We start from the raw sequence: 20403 nt of genomic DNA, 5'->3' as shown, positions 1-20403 counted from the left end.
GAGGTACAAACGATGGCTGTTCAAATCGATACTGTAGTAGAAGGTAAACGAGTTATTACTAAGAAGCCTGAGTTGTTAGCTCCAGCCGGTAACCTTGAAAAATTAAAAGTTGCCGTACACTATGGAGCAGATGCTGTATTTATCGGAGGAAAAGAGTTTGGCCTTCGTTCAAATGCAGATAACTTTACATTTGAAGAAATGGCAGAAGGTGTTCAGTTTGCAAACAAATACGGCGCGCGTATTTATGTTACAACAAACATTTTTGCTCACAATGAAAATATGGACGGACTTGAAGACTACTTAATGGGATTAGAGCGCGCTGGTGTTTCTGGAATCATCGTAGCTGATCCGTTAATCATTGAAACCTGTCGACGCGTTGCACCTAAGCTTGAAGTACATTTAAGTACACAGCAATCACTCTCAAACTGGAAGGCCGTTCAGTTCTGGAAAGAAGAAGGGTTAGAACGTGTTGTGCTGGCTCGTGAAACGGGTGCTGAAGAAATGCGCGAAATGAAAGAAAAAGTGGATATTGAAATTGAAGCTTTTATTCACGGAGCGATGTGTATTGCTTATTCAGGACGCTGCGTGCTAAGTAACCATATGACAGCGCGTGATTCAAACCGTGGAGGCTGCTGTCAATCATGCCGTTGGGACTATGATTTATTTAAAGTAGAAGACGGCAAAACGGAAACGGCTTTATTTGATGAACAAGACGATCCGTTTGCGATGAGTCCAAAAGACTTAAATTTAATTCAATCTATCCCTCAAATGATTGAGCTGGGTATTGATAGCTTGAAAATTGAAGGACGTATGAAATCGATTCACTATATTGCAACAGTGGTGAGCGTATATCGTAAAGTGATTGACGCATACTGTGCAGATCCTGAGAATTTTGTTATTCAAAAAGAATGGCTTGATGAACTAGACAAATGTGCAAACCGCGATACGGCTCCTGCCTTTTTTGAAGGAGTTCCTGGAGTGGATGAGCAAATGTTTGGCGTACACGGCAAGAAAACAAAATTTGATTTTGCTGGTTTAGTATTGAATTATGATGAAGAAACAAGCATCGTGACATTGCAACAGCGTAACTATTTTAAACCGGGAGAAGAAGTGGAATTTTTCGGTCCGGAAATTAAAAACTTTACGCAAAAAATAGATAAAATTTGGGACGAAGATGGCAATGAATTAGATGCTGCGCGTCATCCGCTGCAAATTGTGAAATTTAAAGTGGACCAACCTCTATTTTCATATAACATGATGCGAAAGGGGATTTAAGTATAAAATGGGGAAAAAGCCCGTTGTAATCGGTATCGCTGGTGGATCCGGTTCTGGTAAAACAACTGTAACCAAAGCTATTTATGAGTATTTTAAAGGGCATTCTATTATGCTTCTTGAGCAAGACTATTATTATAAAGATCAAAGCGATGTACCGTTCGAACAGCGTTTGCAAACAAACTACGATCATCCTTTAGCATTTGATAATGATTTGCTGATTGAACACTTGCAAAACTTATTAAATTATGAGAGCATTGACAAACCGGTATATGATTACGCAATTCATACCCGTTCTGAAAAGGTAATTAGGGAAGAACCAAAAGATGTTATTATCTTAGAAGGTATTCTTGTACTAGAAGATCAGCGCTTGCGTAATTTAATGGATATCAAGTTATACGTAGATACAGATGCGGATCTTCGTATCATTCGTCGTATGCTTCGTGATATTAAAGAGCGAGAGCGTACGCTTGAGTCCGTTGTTGATCAATACGTATCTGTGGTTCGCCCGATGCATAATCAGTTTGTTGAACCAACAAAACGTTATGCAGATATTATCATTCCTGAAGGCGGTCAAAACCACGTAGCGATTGACTTGATGGTCACTAAAATTCAAACAATTCTTGAACAAAATGCCATTTTATAATAACATAGCATAGATACAGGAATTTTTTTGAAGACAATGCAGACATATTCTGCTAACTAAACACAAACATTATAAAGAATAGAGAAACGAGCAGCTTCTATTTTGGAGCTGTCATTTCTCTATTAACTGATTTTTCCACAGAGTGGAAAATTTTTTGTACATACAGAAATCGACTGTATACACTAGAGATTTTGAGTTCAAGAAGGAGTGAAGGGATTATGGCACAAGAAAAAGTATTTCCAATGACAGAAGAAGGAAAGCTAAAGCTAGAGCAAGAGCTAGAATATTTAAAAACAGTAAAACGTAAAGAAGTTGTAGAGCGTATCAAGATCGCCCGCAGTTTTGGAGATTTATCGGAGAACTCTGAGTACGATTCTGCAAAAGACGAGCAGGCTTTCGTTGAAGGCCGTATTACGACGCTTGAGAATATGATTCGCAATGCGAAAATCATTGAAGAAGATGTAGAAAATTCTTCTATTGTATCATTAGGTAAATCTGTAACGTTTGTAGAATTACCAGATGGTGACGAAGAAACATATACAATTGTAGGTAGTGCAGAAGCAGATCCATTTGAAGGGAAAATTTCAAATGATTCACCAATTGCTAAAAGCCTAATGGGCAAACAAATTGGAGATCAAGTAACTGTTCAAACTCCTGGTGGAGATATGTCAGTGAAAATTGTATCTGTTAAGTAAAACATATGGTTGGAAGCGTTCTACTGAATGCTTGTAAGTAAAAAAGCTGACACACGTCAGCTTTTTTTATATGATTTTAAAAAACGGAGAGAATATAAAAGATATGTAAGAAAGGAAAGATGAAGATGAAAGATATCGATTTTACTAAAACAGCGCTTGTTTTAATTGATTTACAAAAAGGGATTGTTCCAATTGGCGGAGATGAAATTGTGGAGCGATCTGTTCAGCTTGTGAATCGTTTCCGCGAACAAAATGGATTTATTAGCTTTGTACGAGTAGATTTTCAAGATGGAAAAGATGCGTTGACGCCAGAAACGGATCAAAAATCATCTGCTCCTCAAGAAAGACCTGCAGACTGGGCGGAATTCGATCCACGACTTAATGTGCAAGAGCACGATTACATTGTGACAAAACGTCAGTGGGGAGCATTTTTTGGGACGGATTTAGACCTTCAACTTCGCCGAAGAGGAATTGATACAATTGTCCTTTGCGGAATTGCAACAAATATTGGCGTGGAAAGCACTGCTCGTGAAGCATTTCAATATGGGTATAACCAAATTTTTATCACGGATGCCATGGCAACATTTACAAAAGAAGAACATGAAGCAACTCTTTCTTACATCTTTCCGAAAATAGGAAAGTTAAGAACAACTCAACAATTTTTAACGGAAAATTAATAATAACAACTTGCTGCTTCAGCAAGTTTTTTTGTGAAATGAAAAAAAGAATGAATATTTCTTAAGATAATGGTTTTAAAAGTAATGGCAACGTCGACACTTATAAAGAGTGAGGTGTAGTCATGAAAATAATTCACAAGCGAATTTATATTACTCTTATTTTTATTTTATTATTAATTAGTGGACTAGGAGCAAGGCTTGTTCAACTTCAGCTTGTCAGCACGGAATCTTTTACCGACAAAAATATTAATTTAATTGAAGGAAGCGTAAAACAGCGTACGCAGGAAATGGTGGTAGACGACGGGCGAGGGAAATTTGAAGATAAAAATGGACAGTCTTTAACATCTATCACGCATAATCGCTTAGTCCTGTTTCCATTTTTAGAAAAAATGAAGTGGCCTGTTCAGCAAGTAAGCGAAATTGTGGGAATGAAACCACAGGAACTGACTAACAGACTAGCGAATGCTAAAACACCGGTTGTTATTACGAAAGAGTTATCGCTTGCACAAGTCGAAAAAATAAATGCATTAAAGGTACCTGGTGTGTTTGGAATTCCTTTGAAAGATGAGCGTCCAGTTCCTCTTGCTGAACATTTAATCGGACTAGAGGCACAAAGCAAACAAATAATTGAAGAGAAGTACAGTGACAAATTGAAAAATGGAGCAATTAAATCAACTACGCCTGTAGGTATCTCAGGGATGCAGAGGACTTTTGACGAGTTTTTGTTGCCTGAACAGGAGTCTAAGCTTCTTTATCATGTTGATCGCCTAGGCGGGCCTATGTTTGGCATCGATGTAAAATATACGGGCACAGCTAACCCTTATTATCCAGTCAGCGTGCGTACGACGCTTGATTTGTCTGCTCAGGAGCTAGTGGAGGATACATTAAATCATTATAAGTTAAAAGACGGAGGAGCCGTCTTGATTGATATAAAAAACAATAAAGTTATTGCGATGGCCAGCAGACCTTCCATTAATAAGAAAGATCCATTTAAAAAACAAAACGGTTCAGACAGCGTAGAAAATCGTTTGTTAACGCCACAAACTCCTGGATCTATATTTAAGACCGTAACAGCAGCTGCAGCGCTTGAACAAAATAAAATTCAGCCTTCTTTTACCTATAACTGTGATAAAAGTATTTATGGCAATAATGTAGAAAAAGATCATCAAAAAGGGCAGCTGACGTTTGAAGAAAGTTTCGCGCAAAGCTGCAATGCAACGTTTGCCCAGCTTGCAAAAGAAATGATAACATCTAATCCAAATACCCTTGAACAATACGCTGATAAATTAGGGCTTATTCAGCCTGTAGGATGGACGGGCGACGTGTTTCACTTTGAGCATTTTAAGCAGTTTTTAGGAGAAAAAACAGGAAGAGTCTGGACAAATGAAGGAGAAAAAAAAGTACCAAATGCTGTAGCGCAAACGGCAATTGGGCAGCTTGATGTAAAAGTGACTCCGCTTGCAGTAGCAAATATGATGGCGACAATTGCACGCGGAGGAGAAAAGAAGCAAGTAAAAGCTGTAGATGCCCTAGAGTATAAAAACAACACGTCATTGTATACATTTAAAGGGCATGATCTAAAAGGAGATACGATTAATGAAGCCACAGCTGCTTCTATGCAGCAGCTTTTAAAAGACGTCGTACAGAGCGAAAAAGGAACAGGAAGAAGATTTCAAACGCTTCCTTATGAAGTAGCAGGAAAGTCAGGAACTGCTGAAATCAATGTGAAAGACGATATCGTCAATAAATGGTTTGCGGGTTACTTTCCTGCAGATGATCCAAAATATGCAATGGTAGTAGTGGATTTAAATACAAAAAGTGCGATATCTCCCACAAACAGCGTATTTTATGATATTGTTAAAGGGATGTATGACTTAAATACACGTTAAAACAAGAAGAATTTGTAAAAAATATTACAAATATACTTCAAATAAATTTTGATGCTTCATGTATAAGAAAACACATGTTAGAATAAAGCATTATAAAAGTTGGAGGAAATTGTAGCAATGAATAACAATCGTTCTTCAAGGCATGAAAACAAAGAAAAAAAAGTAAACCGATTATATAATCTGTTAATTGCTGTTGTAGCAGTTTTAATTGTATTTGTCGGTGGTACAATGATTCTTGGAAACAAGGATAAATCGGATAACCAAGCGGAAACAAATCAAACTAATCCGCAAACAAATGATCAAAAAACGGACAAGACGGCTAAAAAAGAAGATGATTCTTCTAAAGATGATCAAGCAACAGACGATCAAAGTTCGGAAGAGGACCAAAGCTCTGAAGATGATCAGTCAACATCTGAAGATGATCAAGCAACAGATGAAGAATCAAACGACTCAGATTCACAGGCTGAAGTAGAGAAAAATCCAGAGCCGGGCGTGGCAGAACGCAAGGTAGATCCTTCATGGGATTCAGTAGGTACGTCACAAGATGCACCTGCAGCAACATATAAAAAAGGATCAACGGATTGGAACGAAATGCTAAAAGCTGTAGGCGAAGGATCAGGCATTAGCCCAAGCAATATGACAGTATGGCGTTTAGGAAATAACGGTGGTGTAGGTAAAGCTGTAGCTACGATTAGTCCTAAAGGCAACTCATCAACAAAGTACCGTGTTCAAATTGAATGGGTAGATGGAGAAGGCTGGAAGCCGGCAGTAGTGGATAAGCTTCAATAAGAAAAGCAGCGCGCTAGCGCTGCTTTTTTAATTTAAAATGAACAACTGCAGAGTAAAGTTTTTTGCCGTGTTCATAGTCCACAGACATTTGATGAGATACGCTATGCACCTCAAGCAAAATCGCTTTATTTTGATCAATTTTTTCAGCAATTTGTTTTTCAAGCATTTTGACGTCAGGCGCTTCAAAAAATTCTATTTTATCTTCAATCATTTCAAATTCAAAATTCATCCTACGACCTCCTTACTTCATTACTATAGTATAGCAAATAGAAAGTTAAAAGCTTAAAATATTTGTAAATGAAGAACAAACGATAATTAAAAACATACTATATCCATAAGAATTATTAGTTATGAGGAGGCGTTTCTTATGGGTCTAGAGTTTTTAGATATCTTTGAAAAGTGGGCTAATGAGTATGATGCATCGGTAAGCGGGAAAGATGAACAGTATAGAGAAGTGTTTCGCAATTATAATGAAATTTTAGAATTTGTAGCAGACCGTTCAATAGGGCATGTTATAGAATTTGGAACAGGCACTGGAAACTTAACAAAAAAACTTTTAGAAAAAGAACTTACGGTAGTAGGAATTGAGCCGTCAGTGCCAATGAGACAATTAGCACATCAGAAATTAGGGGCAGATGTTTTAGTCACGCCAGGAGACTTTTTACAATTTGATACATCATTGTTTCCAGCAGAGAGCTTAGTTAGTACGTACGCATTTCATCATTTAACAGATAAAGAAAAAGAAGAAGCTGTGATAAACTATGGAAAGTTACTTCAAACCGGTGGTAAAATAGTGTTTGCTGATACAATGTTTGAAACAGCGGATTCATTTGCTAATACCATTGTTCAGGCAAAACAAAAAGGGTATACGCAACTAGCAGAAGATCTAGAGAGGGAGTACTATACAACTATTCCCGTCTTAAAGCAGATCTTTGAAAGCAATGGTTTTCACATAACCTTTACACAATTTAATCACTTTGTGTGGGTATTGGAGGCAACGAAACAATAGTAGAAAGAGGTTTTAAAATGAAAGTAGCAATCATTGGAGCAATGGAAGAAGAAGTGACGATTTTACGCGATAAAATTGAGAATCGTCAAGAAACAGTAATCGCAGGATGTGAATACTCGACAGGAACAATCAGCGGCGTGGAGGTTGTATTGTTAAAATCAGGTATTGGAAAAGTAAATGCGGCGTTATCTACAGCCATCTTATTGGAGAAGTTCAAACCTCATTACGTTATTAACACAGGATCAGCAGGTGGCTTCCATCCAGAGTTAAATGTAGGCGATGCGGTTATTTCAACAGAAGTTCGTCATCATGATGTAGATGTAACGGTATTCAACTATGAATACGGTCAAGTGCCAAACTTGCCTGCAGCTTTTAAAGCAGATGAAAAACTAGTTCGTCTTGCTGAAGAAAGCGCTCTTGAAGTAACGGATATGAAAATTGTAAAAGGATTAATTGCTACAGGAGATTCGTTCATGAACGATCCTGTGCGCGTAGAGTTTGTTCGCTCTAAGTTTCCAGACCTGTACGCAGCTGAAATGGAAGCAGCGGCTGTTGCTCAAGTATGCTATCAATTTGGTGTACCGTTTGTCATTCTTCGTGCTCTTTCTGACATCGCCGGCAAAGAATCAAATGTTTCTTTTGAGCAATTTTTAGAAAAAGCAGCTGTTAATTCAACGAAATTAGTATTGAATTTTATTACAAAATTAAAATAAGCTTTTCATAAAATATAGAGTTTGTTTTCGTCTACACTCTGCATCGTTTGTCATAACATGGGGTGTAGACTATATTTTTATTTTAATTCCGACTTTATTTATAGGTTAAGTTATATTATTATTTTGATAGCGAGGTGTTCAAGATTATGAAGGTAGCCAAAAACGTTCATGAATTGATTGGAAACACACCTATGATTGAGATTACACAATTTGATTTACCTAGAAAAACCAGGATATTTGCCAAACTGGAATATTTTAATCCAGGAGGAAGTGTAAAAGATCGTTTAGGAAAAGAGTTGCTGCAAGAAGCTCTTCGTTCTGGAAGACTGAAGCGAAGCGGAACGGTGATTGAGCCTACTGCTGGGAATACGGGAATTGGCCTGGCTTTAGCTGCTCTTCAGCATGGAATAAACGTCATATTATGTGTCCCAGAAAAATTCAGTATTGAAAAACAGCTGCTTATGAAGGCTTTGGGGGCAACTGTGGTTCAAACGCCTACTGAAGCTGGTATGAAAGGTGCTATAAACAAAGCTCAAGAGCTGCTGCGTGAAATACCTGGTTCTTATTGTCCTCAACAGTTTGCTAATCCGGCTAACCCTATGACTTATTACAAAACCTTAGGGCCAGAGATATATGAACAGCTTGATGGAAAAATTGACGTCTTTGTAGCTGGAGCAGGTACAGGTGGAACATTTATGGGTACAGCAAAATTTTTGAAAGAAAAAAATCCTTCTCTAAAAACAGTCATTGTTGAGCCAGAAGGTTCAATTTTAAACGGAGGGAAATCCGGCCCTCACTTAACTGAAGGAATTGGAATGGAGTTTATCCCTGATTATATGGAGCGGTCTTATTTTAATGCTATTCATACTGTTGAAGATGTTTATGCTTTTCAAAGAGTAAAAGAACTGGCTTTAAAAGAAGGGTTACTTGTAGGAAGTTCTTCAGGAGCAGCTTTTGAAGCAGCCCTGCTCGAAGCAAAAAATGCAGAAAAAGGCGCTCATATTGTCACGATTTTTCCCGATAGCAGCGAACGGTACTTAAGTAAAAATATTTACAGTGGAGGAAGATAAGATGAAACGTAAAACACAGTTAATTCATGGTGGAATTGTTGGCGATGAACAGACGGGTGCTGTCTCTGTTCCTATTTATCAAGTGAGCACCTATAAACAAGAGGGAGCTGGAAAACATACAGGATACGAGTATTCGAGAACCGGTAACCCTACACGACACGCCCTAGAAGAACTTATCAAAGAAATTGAAGGAGGATATGCTGGATTTGCGTTTGGGTCTGGTATGGCAGCTACTACTGCTGTGTTCATGCTGTTCAACAGTGGAGATCATGTGTTAATTACAGATGACGTATACGGAGGAACGTATCGAGTTATTACAAAAGTGCTGAGTCGTATTGGCATTGAGGCTACTTTTATTGATACAAGCGATATCGAAAATATTGAGAAAGAAATTCGCCCTAACACAAAAGCTATTTATATCGAAACTCCAACGAACCCTCTCCTGAAAATTACTGACTTGCAGCAGGCTTCTTCAGTAGCTAAACAGCATCATTTACTTACCATCGTTGACAACACATTCAGTACGCCTTATTGGCAAAATCCTATCGAAAAAGGAGCAGATATTGTTCTGCATAGTGCAACTAAGTATTTAGGTGGCCACAGTGACGTTGTAGCAGGGCTAGCAGTTGTGAATTCCCCTAAATTAGCTGAAGACCTTCATTTTATTCAAAATGCGACTGGAGGCATTTTAGGACCCCAAGATTCTTGGCTTTTAATGAGGGGGATTAAAACATTAGGAATACGAATGGAAGAACATGAATTCAATACTGGGAAAATAGTAGAATTTTTACTTGCTCATCCAGCTGTTACAAAAATATATTATCCAGGATTAAAAACTCACCCAAACCACCTCATTGCTAAAAAGCAAGCAAGAGGTTTTGGGGGAATGGTTTCTTTTGATGTGGGAAGCGAAGAGAAAGCGGAACAAGTACTGAGCAAAGTGAAATATTTTACATTAGCAGAAAGTCTAGGAGCCATCGAAAGCCTTATTTCAATTCCTTCGAAAATGACTCATGCTTCGATACCGAGTGACCGACGTAAAGAGCTAGGAATTACAGGTGGATTAATTCGTATTTCTGTAGGCCTTGAAGATGTAGAAGATTTAATTGAAGATTTAGAAAAGGCATTGGAATAAGGGTGGTAAAAATAGGATTTTTATAGACCTATAGATCTATGATAGAGTAGAGCTATAACATTCTACTGAGAAGGTGATTGAATGAAAGCTCAACACATCAAAGCAAAAATTGAAGATTATAGCCGCTTTATTTACGTCCTTCTAGCCGTAAGTACATTCTTGTACATTGGTGTTATGATTGGCCAAGGTGAAAAAAGTGATATGCAGCTTGGAATAATGGAAGCGATCGTTATTCTTTTTGCCGCCCTTGCTTTTTATTTTAGTTATCAAACTAAAAAACTAAAAAAAGAACTAATGAAAGAAAAAGAATAATAGATATAAAAAGGCGATCATTCATCGTCTTTTTTTTATGAGAGTTTAAAAAATAAAAAAATTCCCTATTTTTCAAAAAAACAGTTTACTTTTTATAAGTTCATGGATATAATTACCATTGTAAGGAAAATACTTTATTAAAAGGAGGTCGAGTCATATGTTAAGACGTTTATCAGTTATGGGTCATCCAGTTTCAACTATGTTCAAAAATCGTCTATATACGTATACTATTCGGCCGTGTTCCTGTATCAAGTAACTTTCTTACCTTGATCGTTAAAACACGTTAATTCACCACAGGTGCGAATAGTAGCCCTGTGGTTTTTATTATTTTTCAGCCACAGGATGCTTATGCATTACTGTGTTTTTTTTGTGTATAAGGAGGTGATTGTAATGACACTGAATATTTTCTTTTTAACTATTACCATAAAGTCCCGTCAATACTCAGAGGCAGAAATTAAGCATGAACAGTATGTAAGACAATTAGAAGAAGAAATAAAAGACCGCAAGTATGAGTTTTATCGTCATTTCTAATTTGAACAGTGGAAAGGAGTGGATGAATGATGATTAATCAAAAAGGATATATCGTTGTATGGCTGCTTGTGGAGAAAGATTCCACCTAAATGATTAGTAGGGGGAGTAATAATGTGTTTGCTACGGATTATTATTTGGAAATTATTTTAAAAAAAGAGCGGAAAGAAGGATTAATTCTCCTTCTTTCCGCTCTTTTTTTTCTCTTTTTCGGCTCTGTAAAATTCGTGAAACATTTTCATCAGCGCTCGCTTTTCAATTCTCGAAACATAACTTCTTGAAATATTTAATTCTTTTGCAATTTCTCGCTGGGTTTTTTCATCCTGCAGATCCAAGCCGAAGCGGCCAACAATTACTTCTTTTTCTCGATCATCGAGGATATCGATATATTCTTTTATTTTTTCTAATTCCATATTTAGTTGAATCATATCAATTACATCGTCTGACTCTGATTTTAATACATCAATCAAACTGATTTCATTTCCTTCTTTATCCTGGCCAATTGGATCATGCAGCGACACATCTTTTTTTGTTTTTTTGAGTGCTCGCAAGTGCATCAATATTTCATTTTCAATACAGCGTGCGGCATAAGTAGCTAATTTTGTCCCTTTTCCTTGAGAATAACTTTCGATTGCTTTAATTAAACCGATTGTCCCAATTGAAATTAAATCTTCCGCATCCTCTCCCGTGTTTTCAAACTTTTTAACAATATGCGCAACGAGTCGGAGATTGTGTTCAATCAGAAGGTTTCGCGCTTCTTGATCTCCCTGTTCCATTAAAGATAAATATCTCTTTTCTTCAGCAGCAGACAAGGGTTGAGGAAATGCATTGTTTTTTACGTAGGAAACAAGGAAAACCAATTCTTTAAAGAAATAGCCTAGTGCGGTAAATAATGCAGACATCTCTTCACCTCCATAAGGGGATATCAACCTGTGAGAGACTAACATTACACTATATGTAAAAAGAAGGATGTCTTTGCCTGTACGTTTAAAATTCCCCGCAGGGACAAGAGAGTTTGAAAAAGTCCACAGATTTTTCTTTAGAGATAGTTACCAGCCTATACAGCGAAAAAGTATGTACATACGTTAGTAGTAGTTCATAGTATAAGGAGGGAGAATATGTACGGTTACGGAGGCTGCTGTTATCCTAATTATCCAGCTTATCCATGTGGAGGAGGCTTCGGGTGGGGACTTGGATTGTTAATTGTTCTGTTTGTCCTGTTATTAATTTTCGGAAGCTTCTATTGGTTTAGCTGCTGGTGGTAAAAAAACTCATGCATGCGCATGAGTTTTTTTAGATGACATATCCTACCGAATAGAACCATTCATTTTTAAGAATTCTTATGGAATTTTCGCTTTGTTTCTTAAAGAAGATGACTTATTCTATAATAAGAAAAGAAGCAAGACGATAATATTCCTCTGTAAAGGTAAATGGAGCTCTATACTTTTTTTAGCTTGAAAGTACTAATCATCAAGCAAGCGAGTACGATAATTAAAAACATATAAAAGTGTGAAGGCAAATAAGGGACGCCCAAGTAGCTAAGAGTTAATAAACAACCTGCTGCGGTAATAGGGAGCCCTGTAAAATACCCAGTATTTTCTGTGATGTTAAAGCGGGCAAGACGAAGTGCTCCGCAAGCAATGTAACAGATGGTAACAATCGAACCTGCAGCACCAAAGTGAGATAAAATACTTTGATAAAGTAGTAGAGCTGGAGCGATGCCAAATGATATAATATCGCACATGGAGTCCAGTTGTTTTCCAAGTTCAGATTCAATTTGCAGCTTTCTGGCTACCATGCCGTCGAATCGGTCTGCTAATGCTGCTAAAAAAATTAGTAATAAACTTAAGTTCAATTCATTTTTCATGACAAATAAAATAGCAAAGCTTCCTAAACTTAAATTAACAATCGTTAAGGAGTTTGCCGCTTGGGATCTCAGCTTTTTAATTGTATGATCTAGATAGTCTAATAAAAACAATTTCCTCACTCCTTTAAAGGATGGAATGAACTAAAGGTAAAAATAATGGTAATTTCATTGTAGACGCAAACCTTATTCTAGTAAAGAACTATTCAGTATGTGGAGGTAAAATTATTGTTGCAGCACCTGTATCGAACGTTTATTGAGCTTACTAATCACCAAGGATCATCGAAGCTCATTCGAAAATTCACTTTCTCTAAATGGAGTCGGTTTGTTATACCCTCCTATACAAAAGTTTTTAAAGTAAATAAAGAAGAAATGGACAAGCCTCTGCATCATTATCAAAACTTACACGAGCTATTTATTCGCCGTTTGAAACCTTCTGCCCGTCCGGTCGATCAGCAGAAAGACAGCGTTGTCAGTCCTGTAGATGCAAAGATAGAAGCATATGGAGTCATTACGCCTCAAAAAGAAATGATTGTAAAAAACAAACCTTATTCTATACAGGAAATGGTTTCAAATAATCTCATTCTTGAAAAATATATAGAAGGACAGTTTATTATCCTCTATCTTAGTCCGAAAGACTATCATCGCATTCACAGTCCTCTTAAAGCCCAAGTGGGGGATACGTGGACTGTTGGACAAAAGTCTTATCCAGTAAATTCATTAGGAATCAAGTACGGGAAAGAACCGCTTGTGAAAAATTTTCGGAAGCTTACGGAGTTAACATTTGAAAATGGTCACATGCTGATGGTAAAAGTAGGAGCCATGTTTATCAATAGCATTGAAGCAGTTTCTAAAAAAGAAGTAGTCGAAAAAGGGGAAGAAATAGCTTATTTCACGTTTGGTTCGACTGTCATTTTATTATTTGAGAAGGACTCAATCACTTTTGCTTCTAACGTTCACTCAGGTTCTTATGTAAAGTGTGGAGAACCAATTGCCCATTTGAAAAAATAGAGCCTATATAATAAAAGAGTAGATAGATAAATGAAGATGCAGCTTTCTTTTATTAAGAAGGCTCTTTTATTCGTTAAGAAGGAATTTGTATGCTAATCTTTAATGATCTTCTTTCAATTTCCTCTTCAATTAATTTTATAAAATCAGGGCTTAATTGCAGTTCAGTTGCTTTGCTGTATGACTCAATAAGCAGCTCATCTGATAATTTTCTCATAAGATTGCCGCCACCTCCTACTAAAATAAATATCCTAAAAAGTTATATTTAAATGCTAATAAATTCCTTATTTATAATCTAACATGAATCCAATAAAGGAACAATCGTTCTGTTATCCACAGCTTTCGGTGGATAAAATGTGGGTATGTTGTTTATAATTACCATTAATTGCTGAACTATAACAGAGGATAATGTGTATAACCTTATCCACATAATTGGGCATATCAATTTTTGTCGAAAACTTTTAACAGAATTTGTTTACCACTTACCCTATTTGATAAGTAGTAAACGTTTTCTACACTATTTTTTATTTTAAGTTTGCAGTAGGTGAATATATCGTAAGCTCACGAACAAATGTAGGTTTACTACCTTTTGTCAATAACTTTCTGTATAAAGTTAAAGCATTCACAAGGCATATCCTTTATACTAAGAAAAGACCTGTTTTTGAAGAGAATAAAATTTTAGGTTGGAAAATAACAAGAAGTCGTTATAATGATAGACGGCGTTAATTTTAGTATGTAACTATATATTCGAGGTGCATGATACGTGTTGAAACTTTTTTTACCAAATGAACATGTGAAAAACGTGTTTCAAATTAAGCCAGACGATTTGATAGAGCGCGGCATAAAAGGAATTATTACCGACTTAGATAACACGTTGGTAGAATGGGATCGCCCTGATGCCACTCCGGAATTAATTGAGTGGTTTCAGTTAATGAAAGATAGTGGAATTAAAATTACGATTGTATCGAATAATGTGGAGAAACGAGTCAAGCTGTTTTCAGATCCAGTTGGACTTCCATTTGTATATAAAGCACGCAAACCGATGCGTAAAGCATTTAGAAGAGCTCTTCGTGATATGGAGCTGCAAAAAGATGAGGTTGTAGTTATTGGCGACCAGCTTTTAACGGATGTATTAGGAGGAAATCGTCTCGGCGTATATACGGTTTTGGTTGTACCAGTTGCGCAAACAGATGGATTTGTAACGAAATTTAACCGTAAAATGGAACGAAGAATTCTAGGTTGGATGAAACGAAAAGGTATGATTAACTGGGAGGATTAAAACGTGAGTGAAGAAAAATTACAGTGCGTAGGATGCGGAGTGGAGATTCAAATAGAACGACCGAATGAACTTGGCTACGCTCCAAAATCAGCATTAGAAAAAGAAGCTATTATTTGCCAGCGATGCTTTCGTTTAAAACATTATAATGAAGTACAAGATGTTTCCTTAACAGACGATGATTTTTTAAAAATTTTAAACGGAATTGGTCAAACGGACGGTTTGGTTGTAAAAGTTGTAGATATCTTTGACTTTAACGGCAGCTGGTTACCTGGTTTGCATCGATTTGTTGGAAATAACAAGGTTCTTTTAGTGGGAAATAAAGCAGATTTACTGCCAAAGTCTATAAAGAAAAATAAACTAATTCATTGGATGAAGCGAGAAGCGAAAGAGCTTGGGCTAAAATCAGTGGATGTGTTCCTCATGAGCGCGCAAAAAGGACAAGGAATTCGAGAAATTGCCGAAGCCATTGAACATTATCGCGAAGGTAAAGATGTATATGTTGTTGGATGTACAAACGTTGGTAAATCGACATTTATTAATGCCATTATTAAAGAGGTAACGGGAGAAAAAGATATTATTACTACATCTCAATATCCTGGTACAACGTTGGATATGATTGATATCCCGCTTGATAACGGCGCGTCTTTATATGATACGCCGGGCATTATTAATCATCATCAAATGGCTCACTATGTAGATAAACGAGACTTAAGGCTAATTTCTCCTAAAAAAGAAATAAAGCCGAAGGTTTATCAACTAAATGAAGGGCAAACTTTATACTTTGGAGGACTAGCGCGCTTGGATTATGTACAGGGAGGACGCAAGTCATTAACATGTTATGTATCGAACGATTTGCATATCCATCGTACAAAGCTTGAAAAAGCAGATGAGTTGTATGAAAAGCAAGCAGGTGAACTGCTTCAGCCGCCGCGCCCCGAGCAAATGAGTGAGTTTCCTGAACTCGTTGCACATGAATTTACAATAAAAAATGAAAAAACGGATATTGTTTTTTCAGGACTCGGCTGGGTTACGGTTAATGAGTCAGGTTCAAAAGTTGTTGCACATGCACCAAAAGGAGTCGGCGTATTTGTGCGCGATTCTTTAATTTAAACAAAAAGGGGAAAAAATCTTGAGTACATTATATGGGCTAGTTGGTTATCCGCTTGGGCATTCACTATCGCCATTGATGCAAAATGATGCCTTTAAACGTCTGAATATGGATGCTCATTATGAAGCTTTTCCAATTGAACCTGTTCATTTTGAATCAGCTATTGGGCAGCTAAAAGATAAAAATATTCAAGGATTTAATGTCACGATTCCGTATAAAGTTGATATTATGAATCATTTGGATGAAGTCGATCCATTAGCAAAGGCAATTGGCGCTGTAAATACAGTTGTTAATCAAGATGGCCGTTATATTGGATACAATACCGACGGAGAGGGGTATGTGACGTCTTTACTAAAAGCAGTAGAAGGCGGCTTATCCCAAAAAAGAATTTTAATTATTGGAGCTGGAGGAGCTGCAAAAGCTATTTTTTATACAATTGCAGCTCAGCACACTCCCGATGTAATTGCGATATGCAATCGTACTGTCGAAAAAGCAGCTGTACTAGCTAACGAGCTGCCTTTTTCAACAAAAACGGAAGCAATGTCTATTTCTGATGCAGAAAAACAACTAGATACATTCGATATTATTATTAATACCACTTCAGTGGGGATGTATCCTAACGTTGATGAGCTGCCTTTAGCACTTACTTTATTGCAAAAAGAAGCGGTAGTCAGCGATATTATTTACAACCCTTTAAAAACAAAGCTTTTGAAAGAGGCTGAAGCAAAAGGGGCAGGCACTCATAACGGTGTCGGTATGTTCGTACTGCAAGGTGCACTTGCATTTGAAAAATGGACGAACGTCCGTCCTGATGAAGAGGCAATGGAACACATTGTTCTTTCAACACTAACTAAGAGATAAGATACAACGGAGGTTTTTATGTTAACAGGTAAACAAAAACGTTTTTTACGTTCAAAAGCACATCATTTAAATCCAATTTTCCAAGTGGGAAAAGGTGGAGTCAATGAAAATATGATTGGTCAAATTGCTGATGCATTAGAAGCAAGAGAATTATTAAAAGTGAGCATTCTGCAAAACTGTGATGAAGATCGTGACACGGTTGCTGCTCGATTAACAAAAGGAACAAAAGCAGAGCTTGTACAAGTGATTGGAAATACAATTGTGTTATACAAAGAATCACGCGAAAATAAGCAACTAATGCTGCCATAAGTGAAATAAAATAGAGCGGGGGAACCCGCTCTATTTAAAAATGAAGTAAATTAAAGGAGTCGGGGATTGTTGAAGAGTATTGGAATTTTAGGTGGAACATTCAATCCGCCTCATTTGGGGCATTTAATGATGGCGAATGAGGTTTTGCATGCCTTAAAATTAGATGAGATATGGTTCATGCCGTCGTATATTCCACCTCATAAAACAATCAAAGAGCCTATTGAGCCATATCATCGTTTACAGATGCTAAAGCTAGCTATTAAAGAACATGATCAATTTACCCTGCAGCCGATTGAATTTGAGCGCAAAGAGCCTTCATATACATATGATACGATGAGAATACTAACAGAGAAATATCCAACGTATCAGTTTCATTTCATCATTGGTGCTGATATGGTAGAATATTTGCCGAAGTGGTATGAAATTGATGAATTAGTCAATTTGGTTACATTTGTAGGTGTAAAGCGCCCGGGGTATACCATTACGTCCCCTTACCCAATAAAAGAAGTAGAAGTTCCACAGTTTGATGTCTCCTCTTCCTTTATTCGCGAACGAGTAGTAAAGAAAGAAACAATTCGTTATTTTATACCTTCTGGTGTTAAACAATATATTGAGGAGAACCAATTATATGAATCGAACTGATGCATTAGAAATCGTAAAGAAACAGTTAACAGAACGTCGTTATATTCATACTGTGGGGGTAATGGAAACAGCAATTGAATTAGCTAAGCGTTTTGAAGCAGACGAAAAAAAAGCAGAACTGGCTGCTATTTTTCATGACTATGCCAAATTTCGTCCAAAGGAAGAGATGAAGCAAATTATTATTGATCAAAACATGAATCCTTCTTTGTTGGAATACAATACAGAATTATGGCATGCTCCAGTAGGCGCGTTTTTAGTGAGAAATGAAGTAGGGATTACGGATAAGGAAGTATTGGATGCAATTGCTTACCATACATCCGGAAGACCTGGTATGACGTTACTTGAAAAAATTGTGTACGTTGCTGATTATATCGAACCTGGAAGGAGATTTCCAGGTGTTGATGAAGTGCGTGAGTTAGCTAAAACCGACTTAGATGCAGCACTTATTCAATCATTAAAAAATACTATTTCTTTTTTAATGACCAAACATCAGGCCGTTTATCCCGATACGATGATGACATATAATGATTTAATCTTAGGAGGTCAAACACATGACTGAACGTGAATTGCTATCTCTTGTTGTAGAAGCAGCAGATGATAAAAAAGCAATAGATATCGTAGCGTTAAATATGGAAGGAATCTCACTGGTGGCAGATTATTTTGTTATTTGTCACGGTAACTCAGATAAACAAGTCCAGGCAATCGCTCGTGAAATTAAAGAAAAAGCACACGAACATGGCATTTCTATGAAGCGTTTAGAAGGATTTGAGCAGGCTAAATGGGTTCTTGTTGACCTTGGAGATGTTGTGGTTCACATTTTCCATAAAGATGAACGCGGATATTATAACTTAGAACGCTTATGGGGAGATGCACCATTTGTAAGTTCAGAAGAGCTACAGCTATGAGCAGGTACGGAGAATTTGCCTACGTATATGATCAGCTAATGGCAGACGTTCCGTATGACGATTGGACTGAATTTTTTAATCAGCAGGTAGCAAAAGCGAAAACAAAGCCTGCTAGTATATTAGATCTTGCCTGCGGCACGGGAGAACTCTCCGTTCGATTTGCAAAAGAAGGTTTCTCAGTAGTCGGCGTTGATTTGTCTGACGATATGCTTATGGTAGCTCAGGAAAAGGCAGCAGAGGAAGGGGTAACGCTATCTCTTTTTCAGCAAAACATGGCAGAACTTGAGTTATTGAAAGAGTTTGACTGTGTAGTAATCTTTTGTGATTCTTTGAACTATTTGCAAAGTGATAAAGAAGTTCAAGAAACCATTCAACGTGTATATAAGCACTTAAAACCGGGTGGGCTCTTTATATTTGATGTTCATTCGGTGCACAAGATGCAGCATGTATTTGGAAATCAATCCTTTTCTTACGTAGATGAAGACGTGTCATATATTTGGAATTGCGCCTATAACGATACGGATATCCGCGTAGAGCATGATATTACGTTTTTTGCTTATGATGAGGAAATCGATGCATATCATCGATTTGATGAGGTGCATGCTCAGCGCACTTGGTCGATTGATCATTATCAATTATGGCTGAGCGAAGCTGGTTTTATAAATGTAGAAGTAAGTGCAGATTTCAAAACGAGTAAGCCTACTTCAAACAGTGAGCGCATCTTTTTCTCTGCGCAAAAAAAAGAAGCCGAGTAGAGGCTTCTTTTTTTGTTTCAAAGCAGGATTTCTACAGAAATTATGGAATAAGACTATCAAACTGATTGTGAACAAGCTCAATGTCTTCGTCAAATTTTTCATGTGTTTTTTGAAATACGTGAACAAACATCTCTCCGAGTTCAGCTTCTAAAACTTTAATACCTTCTCCGGTTACACCACCTTTTACGCATACTTTATCCTGTAAGGTAGGGAGCGTAAATATTTCTTTTTCCAATAGTTTTCCCATTCCAATAATCATATCACTGGCCATGACGGTAGCTTCTTCTTCAGAAATATTTGTTTCTTGAACTGCTGCATCAATAAAGCGTTGAAGTAAAAAGCTGAAAAATGCAGGACCGCAGCTTACGATATCGGATGATACACGCGTAATCGTTTGATCAATGGCTACAGGTTTTGACATAGATGAAAATAATTCATGTAAATAATTTTGGTAAAAAGGCGTACATCTTTCTCCAAAGGTGAAAAGAGAAACACCTGCTAATGCCCGATTCGTAATGCTAGGGATAATTCTAGCTGCTTGACTCGGAATGAGGCGTTCGATTTGTTCTACGCTGATTGGACTGGTAATGGATACGATGCAGTGATCTTTTGTCAGCAGTGGTTCTAATTTTATTAAAAGGGGGTGAATATCCAATGGCTTAACACAAATAAAAATGACTTTGGATGCGTGAACAACTTCTTCAGCTGTATCAGCAACATGAATTTTTTTATGCTGCTGTTGAATCTCTTTGGCTCTTTTTTTTGTGCGATTCATAATAGTAATTTTAGAAGGACGTACGGCTTTTGATTCAATAAACGCATCAATTAATATTTTCCCCATGTTTCCTGTTCCGATAAACCCTATGTTCACTGATTCATTCCCTCCTTCAAAAGCCTTTTCTTCTAAACACTATGAAGACGTGATGGAATTTATGAC

27 protein-coding genes are annotated in these 20403 nt (G+C 37.1%); 22 read left to right on the top strand and 5 right to left on the bottom strand.

What is annotated here, in order from left to right:
- Positions 1–12: 12 nt before the first annotated feature.
- From M3225_RS05070 to M3225_RS05045, 6 genes are all read left to right on the top strand, one after another.
- The gene (locus tag M3225_RS05070) at positions 13–1275 is read left to right on the top strand and encodes a peptidase U32 family protein (RefSeq protein WP_013059281.1); all 1263 of its coding nucleotides are present in this window, start codon (positions 13–15) and stop codon (positions 1273–1275) included.
- Positions 1276–1282: 7 nt separating this feature from the next.
- Positions 1283–1918, top strand: a complete 636-nt coding sequence (udk, locus tag M3225_RS05065; RefSeq protein WP_013059280.1) for a uridine kinase — start codon at positions 1283–1285, stop codon at positions 1916–1918.
- Positions 1919–2136: 218 nt separating this feature from the next.
- A complete protein-coding gene (greA, locus tag M3225_RS05060) occupies positions 2137–2613 on the top strand; it encodes a transcription elongation factor GreA (RefSeq protein ID WP_013059279.1) in 477 nt (158 codons plus the stop codon).
- A 119-nt stretch (positions 2614–2732) separates the two neighbouring features.
- Complete coding sequence (locus M3225_RS05055; protein WP_374109807.1) at positions 2733–3290, top strand: isochorismatase family protein; 558 nt, start codon at positions 2733–2735, stop codon at positions 3288–3290.
- 122 nt (positions 3291–3412) lie between these two features.
- On the top strand, positions 3413–5179 hold the full coding sequence (locus M3225_RS05050; RefSeq protein ID WP_251391481.1) for a peptidoglycan D,D-transpeptidase FtsI family protein: 1767 nt from the start codon (positions 3413–3415) through the stop codon (positions 5177–5179).
- A 117-nt stretch (positions 5180–5296) separates the two neighbouring features.
- Entirely contained in the window at positions 5297–5968 is a 672-nt protein-coding gene (locus tag M3225_RS05045; RefSeq protein WP_251391480.1) for a YrrS family protein, read from the top strand.
- Between the two features lie 13 nt (positions 5969–5981).
- On the opposite strand, the gene M3225_RS05040 is transcribed toward M3225_RS05045, so the two are convergent.
- On the bottom strand, positions 5982–6197 hold the full coding sequence (locus M3225_RS05040; RefSeq protein WP_251391479.1) for a DUF2536 family protein: 216 nt from the start codon (positions 6195–6197) through the stop codon (positions 5982–5984).
- Positions 6198–6335: 138 nt separating this feature from the next.
- Here M3225_RS05040 and M3225_RS05035 point away from each other — a divergent pair, with 138 nt between their 5' ends.
- The 6 genes from M3225_RS05035 to M3225_RS05010 all read left to right on the top strand — a co-directional run bounded on the left by M3225_RS05035 (position 6336) and on the right by M3225_RS05010 (position 10738).
- Positions 6336–6977 carry a class I SAM-dependent methyltransferase gene (locus M3225_RS05035; RefSeq protein WP_251391477.1) on the top strand — a complete coding sequence of 214 codons (642 nt, stop codon included), beginning with the start codon at positions 6336–6338 and terminating at the stop codon, positions 6975–6977.
- Between the two features lie 17 nt (positions 6978–6994).
- A complete protein-coding gene (gene mtnN / locus M3225_RS05030) occupies positions 6995–7690 on the top strand; it encodes a 5'-methylthioadenosine/S-adenosylhomocysteine nucleosidase (RefSeq protein ID WP_251391475.1) in 696 nt (231 codons plus the stop codon).
- 146 nt (positions 7691–7836) lie between these two features.
- Positions 7837–8760, top strand: a complete 924-nt coding sequence (locus M3225_RS05025; protein ID WP_251391474.1) for a PLP-dependent cysteine synthase family protein — start codon at positions 7837–7839, stop codon at positions 8758–8760.
- Between the two features lies 1 nt (position 8761).
- Positions 8762–9895 (top strand): bifunctional cystathionine gamma-lyase/homocysteine desulfhydrase, encoded by a 1134-nt coding sequence (locus tag M3225_RS05020; RefSeq protein ID WP_251391473.1) that lies wholly within the window; start codon positions 8762–8764, stop codon positions 9893–9895.
- Between the two features lie 81 nt (positions 9896–9976).
- Positions 9977–10207: a YrhC family protein gene (locus M3225_RS05015; RefSeq protein WP_013059270.1), complete on the top strand. Its 231-nt coding sequence runs from the start codon at positions 9977–9979 to the stop codon at positions 10205–10207.
- Between the two features lie 390 nt (positions 10208–10597).
- Positions 10598–10738, top strand: a complete 141-nt coding sequence (locus M3225_RS05010; RefSeq protein ID WP_013059269.1) for a YrzI family small protein — start codon at positions 10598–10600, stop codon at positions 10736–10738.
- A 170-nt stretch (positions 10739–10908) separates the two neighbouring features.
- Here M3225_RS05010 and sigK read toward each other — a convergent pair whose 3' ends face one another.
- Complete coding sequence (gene sigK / locus M3225_RS05005) at positions 10909–11637, bottom strand: RNA polymerase sporulation sigma factor SigK (RefSeq protein WP_013059268.1); 729 nt, start codon at positions 11635–11637, stop codon at positions 10909–10911.
- Positions 11638–11853: 216 nt separating this feature from the next.
- On the opposite strand from sigK, the gene M3225_RS05000 reads away from it, so the two are divergent.
- Positions 11854–12000, top strand: a complete 147-nt coding sequence (locus M3225_RS05000; RefSeq protein WP_251391472.1) for a hypothetical protein — start codon at positions 11854–11856, stop codon at positions 11998–12000.
- A 173-nt stretch (positions 12001–12173) separates the two neighbouring features.
- Here the strand turns inward: M3225_RS05000 and pssA are convergent, their stop codons facing one another.
- The gene (gene pssA / locus M3225_RS04995; protein ID WP_013059266.1) at positions 12174–12713 is read right to left on the bottom strand and encodes a CDP-diacylglycerol--serine O-phosphatidyltransferase; all 540 of its coding nucleotides are present in this window, start codon (positions 12711–12713) and stop codon (positions 12174–12176) included.
- Positions 12714–12827: 114 nt separating this feature from the next.
- Here pssA and M3225_RS04990 point away from each other — a divergent pair, with 114 nt between their 5' ends.
- On the top strand, positions 12828–13610 hold the full coding sequence (locus M3225_RS04990; RefSeq protein WP_251391471.1) for a phosphatidylserine decarboxylase: 783 nt from the start codon (positions 12828–12830) through the stop codon (positions 13608–13610).
- A gap of 73 nt (positions 13611–13683) precedes the next feature.
- Here M3225_RS04990 and M3225_RS04985 read toward each other — a convergent pair whose 3' ends face one another.
- The gene (locus M3225_RS04985) at positions 13684–13824 is read right to left on the bottom strand and encodes a sporulation histidine kinase inhibitor Sda (protein ID WP_013059264.1); all 141 of its coding nucleotides are present in this window, start codon (positions 13822–13824) and stop codon (positions 13684–13686) included.
- Between the two features lie 549 nt (positions 13825–14373).
- Here M3225_RS04985 and M3225_RS04980 point away from each other — a divergent pair.
- From M3225_RS04980 to M3225_RS04945, 8 genes are all read left to right on the top strand, one after another.
- Positions 14374–14886 carry a YqeG family HAD IIIA-type phosphatase gene (locus M3225_RS04980; RefSeq protein WP_251391863.1) on the top strand — a complete coding sequence of 171 codons (513 nt, stop codon included), beginning with the start codon at positions 14374–14376 and terminating at the stop codon, positions 14884–14886.
- 3 nt (positions 14887–14889) lie between these two features.
- The gene (gene yqeH, locus M3225_RS04975; protein WP_251391470.1) at positions 14890–15996 is read left to right on the top strand and encodes a ribosome biogenesis GTPase YqeH; all 1107 of its coding nucleotides are present in this window, start codon (positions 14890–14892) and stop codon (positions 15994–15996) included.
- Between the two features lie 19 nt (positions 15997–16015).
- A complete protein-coding gene (gene aroE, locus M3225_RS04970) occupies positions 16016–16855 on the top strand; it encodes a shikimate dehydrogenase (RefSeq protein ID WP_251391469.1) in 840 nt (279 codons plus the stop codon).
- Between the two features lie 18 nt (positions 16856–16873).
- Entirely contained in the window at positions 16874–17164 is a 291-nt protein-coding gene (gene yhbY / locus M3225_RS04965; RefSeq protein ID WP_251391468.1) for a ribosome assembly RNA-binding protein YhbY, read from the top strand.
- A 69-nt stretch (positions 17165–17233) separates the two neighbouring features.
- On the top strand, positions 17234–17806 hold the full coding sequence (locus M3225_RS04960) for a nicotinate-nucleotide adenylyltransferase (RefSeq protein ID WP_251391466.1): 573 nt from the start codon (positions 17234–17236) through the stop codon (positions 17804–17806).
- Positions 17793–18365, top strand: a complete 573-nt coding sequence (gene yqeK, locus M3225_RS04955; RefSeq protein WP_251391464.1) for a bis(5'-nucleosyl)-tetraphosphatase (symmetrical) YqeK — start codon at positions 17793–17795, stop codon at positions 18363–18365. Before M3225_RS04960 ends, yqeK begins: the two co-directional genes overlap by 14 nt.
- Entirely contained in the window at positions 18358–18711 is a 354-nt protein-coding gene (gene rsfS / locus M3225_RS04950; protein WP_251391463.1) for a ribosome silencing factor, read from the top strand. The genes yqeK and rsfS overlap by 8 nt, the downstream gene beginning before the upstream one ends.
- Complete coding sequence (locus M3225_RS04945; RefSeq protein ID WP_251391461.1) at positions 18708–19466, top strand: class I SAM-dependent DNA methyltransferase; 759 nt, start codon at positions 18708–18710, stop codon at positions 19464–19466. The genes rsfS and M3225_RS04945 overlap by 4 nt, the downstream gene beginning before the upstream one ends.
- Positions 19467–19506: 40 nt before the next feature.
- Here the strand turns inward: M3225_RS04945 and comER are convergent, their stop codons facing one another.
- Complete coding sequence (comER, locus tag M3225_RS04940) at positions 19507–20337, bottom strand: late competence protein ComER (protein ID WP_025750559.1); 831 nt, start codon at positions 20335–20337, stop codon at positions 19507–19509.
- Between the last annotated feature and the right edge of the window lie 66 nt (positions 20338–20403).

Origin of the sequence: Priestia aryabhattai, from assembly GCF_023715685.1 — a bacterium.
In the GTDB taxonomy this organism is placed as follows: domain Bacteria; phylum Bacillota; class Bacilli; order Bacillales; family Bacillaceae_H; genus Priestia; species Priestia aryabhattai_B.
The sequence above is the reverse complement of the archived record's forward strand: the minus strand, read 5'-3'. Positions and strand labels throughout refer to the sequence as shown.

Coding starts and splice junctions, on each gene's coding strand:
- M3225_RS04985 (WP_013059264.1), bottom strand. CDS start 13,824: ATGAGAAAATTATCAGATGAGCTGCTTATTGAGTCATACAGCAAAGCA.
- M3225_RS05025 (WP_251391474.1), top strand. CDS start 7,837: ATGAAGGTAGCCAAAAACGTTCATGAATTGATTGGAAACACACCTATG.
- rsfS (WP_251391463.1), top strand. CDS start 18,358: ATGACTGAACGTGAATTGCTATCTCTTGTTGTAGAAGCAGCAGATGAT.
- udk (WP_013059280.1), top strand. CDS start 1,283: ATGGGGAAAAAGCCCGTTGTAATCGGTATCGCTGGTGGATCCGGTTCT.
- mtnN (WP_251391475.1), top strand. CDS start 6,995: ATGAAAGTAGCAATCATTGGAGCAATGGAAGAAGAAGTGACGATTTTA.
- yqeK (WP_251391464.1), top strand. CDS start 17,793: ATGAATCGAACTGATGCATTAGAAATCGTAAAGAAACAGTTAACAGAA.
- M3225_RS05000 (WP_251391472.1), top strand. CDS start 11,854: ATGTACGGTTACGGAGGCTGCTGTTATCCTAATTATCCAGCTTATCCA.
- M3225_RS05045 (WP_251391480.1), top strand. CDS start 5,297: ATGAATAACAATCGTTCTTCAAGGCATGAAAACAAAGAAAAAAAAGTA.
- greA (WP_013059279.1), top strand. CDS start 2,137: ATGGCACAAGAAAAAGTATTTCCAATGACAGAAGAAGGAAAGCTAAAG.
- M3225_RS04945 (WP_251391461.1), top strand. CDS start 18,708: ATGAGCAGGTACGGAGAATTTGCCTACGTATATGATCAGCTAATGGCA.
- M3225_RS05020 (WP_251391473.1), top strand. CDS start 8,762: ATGAAACGTAAAACACAGTTAATTCATGGTGGAATTGTTGGCGATGAA.
- M3225_RS05015 (WP_013059270.1), top strand. CDS start 9,977: ATGAAAGCTCAACACATCAAAGCAAAAATTGAAGATTATAGCCGCTTT.
- M3225_RS05050 (WP_251391481.1), top strand. CDS start 3,413: ATGAAAATAATTCACAAGCGAATTTATATTACTCTTATTTTTATTTTA.
- M3225_RS05055 (WP_374109807.1), top strand. CDS start 2,733: ATGAAGATGAAAGATATCGATTTTACTAAAACAGCGCTTGTTTTAATT.
- M3225_RS05040 (WP_251391479.1), bottom strand. CDS start 6,197: ATGAATTTTGAATTTGAAATGATTGAAGATAAAATAGAATTTTTTGAA.
- M3225_RS05010 (WP_013059269.1), top strand. CDS start 10,598: ATGACACTGAATATTTTCTTTTTAACTATTACCATAAAGTCCCGTCAA.
- M3225_RS05035 (WP_251391477.1), top strand. CDS start 6,336: ATGGGTCTAGAGTTTTTAGATATCTTTGAAAAGTGGGCTAATGAGTAT.
- sigK (WP_013059268.1), bottom strand. CDS start 11,637: ATGTCTGCATTATTTACCGCACTAGGCTATTTCTTTAAAGAATTGGTT.
- yhbY (WP_251391468.1), top strand. CDS start 16,874: ATGTTAACAGGTAAACAAAAACGTTTTTTACGTTCAAAAGCACATCAT.
- M3225_RS05070 (WP_013059281.1), top strand. CDS start 13: ATGGCTGTTCAAATCGATACTGTAGTAGAAGGTAAACGAGTTATTACT.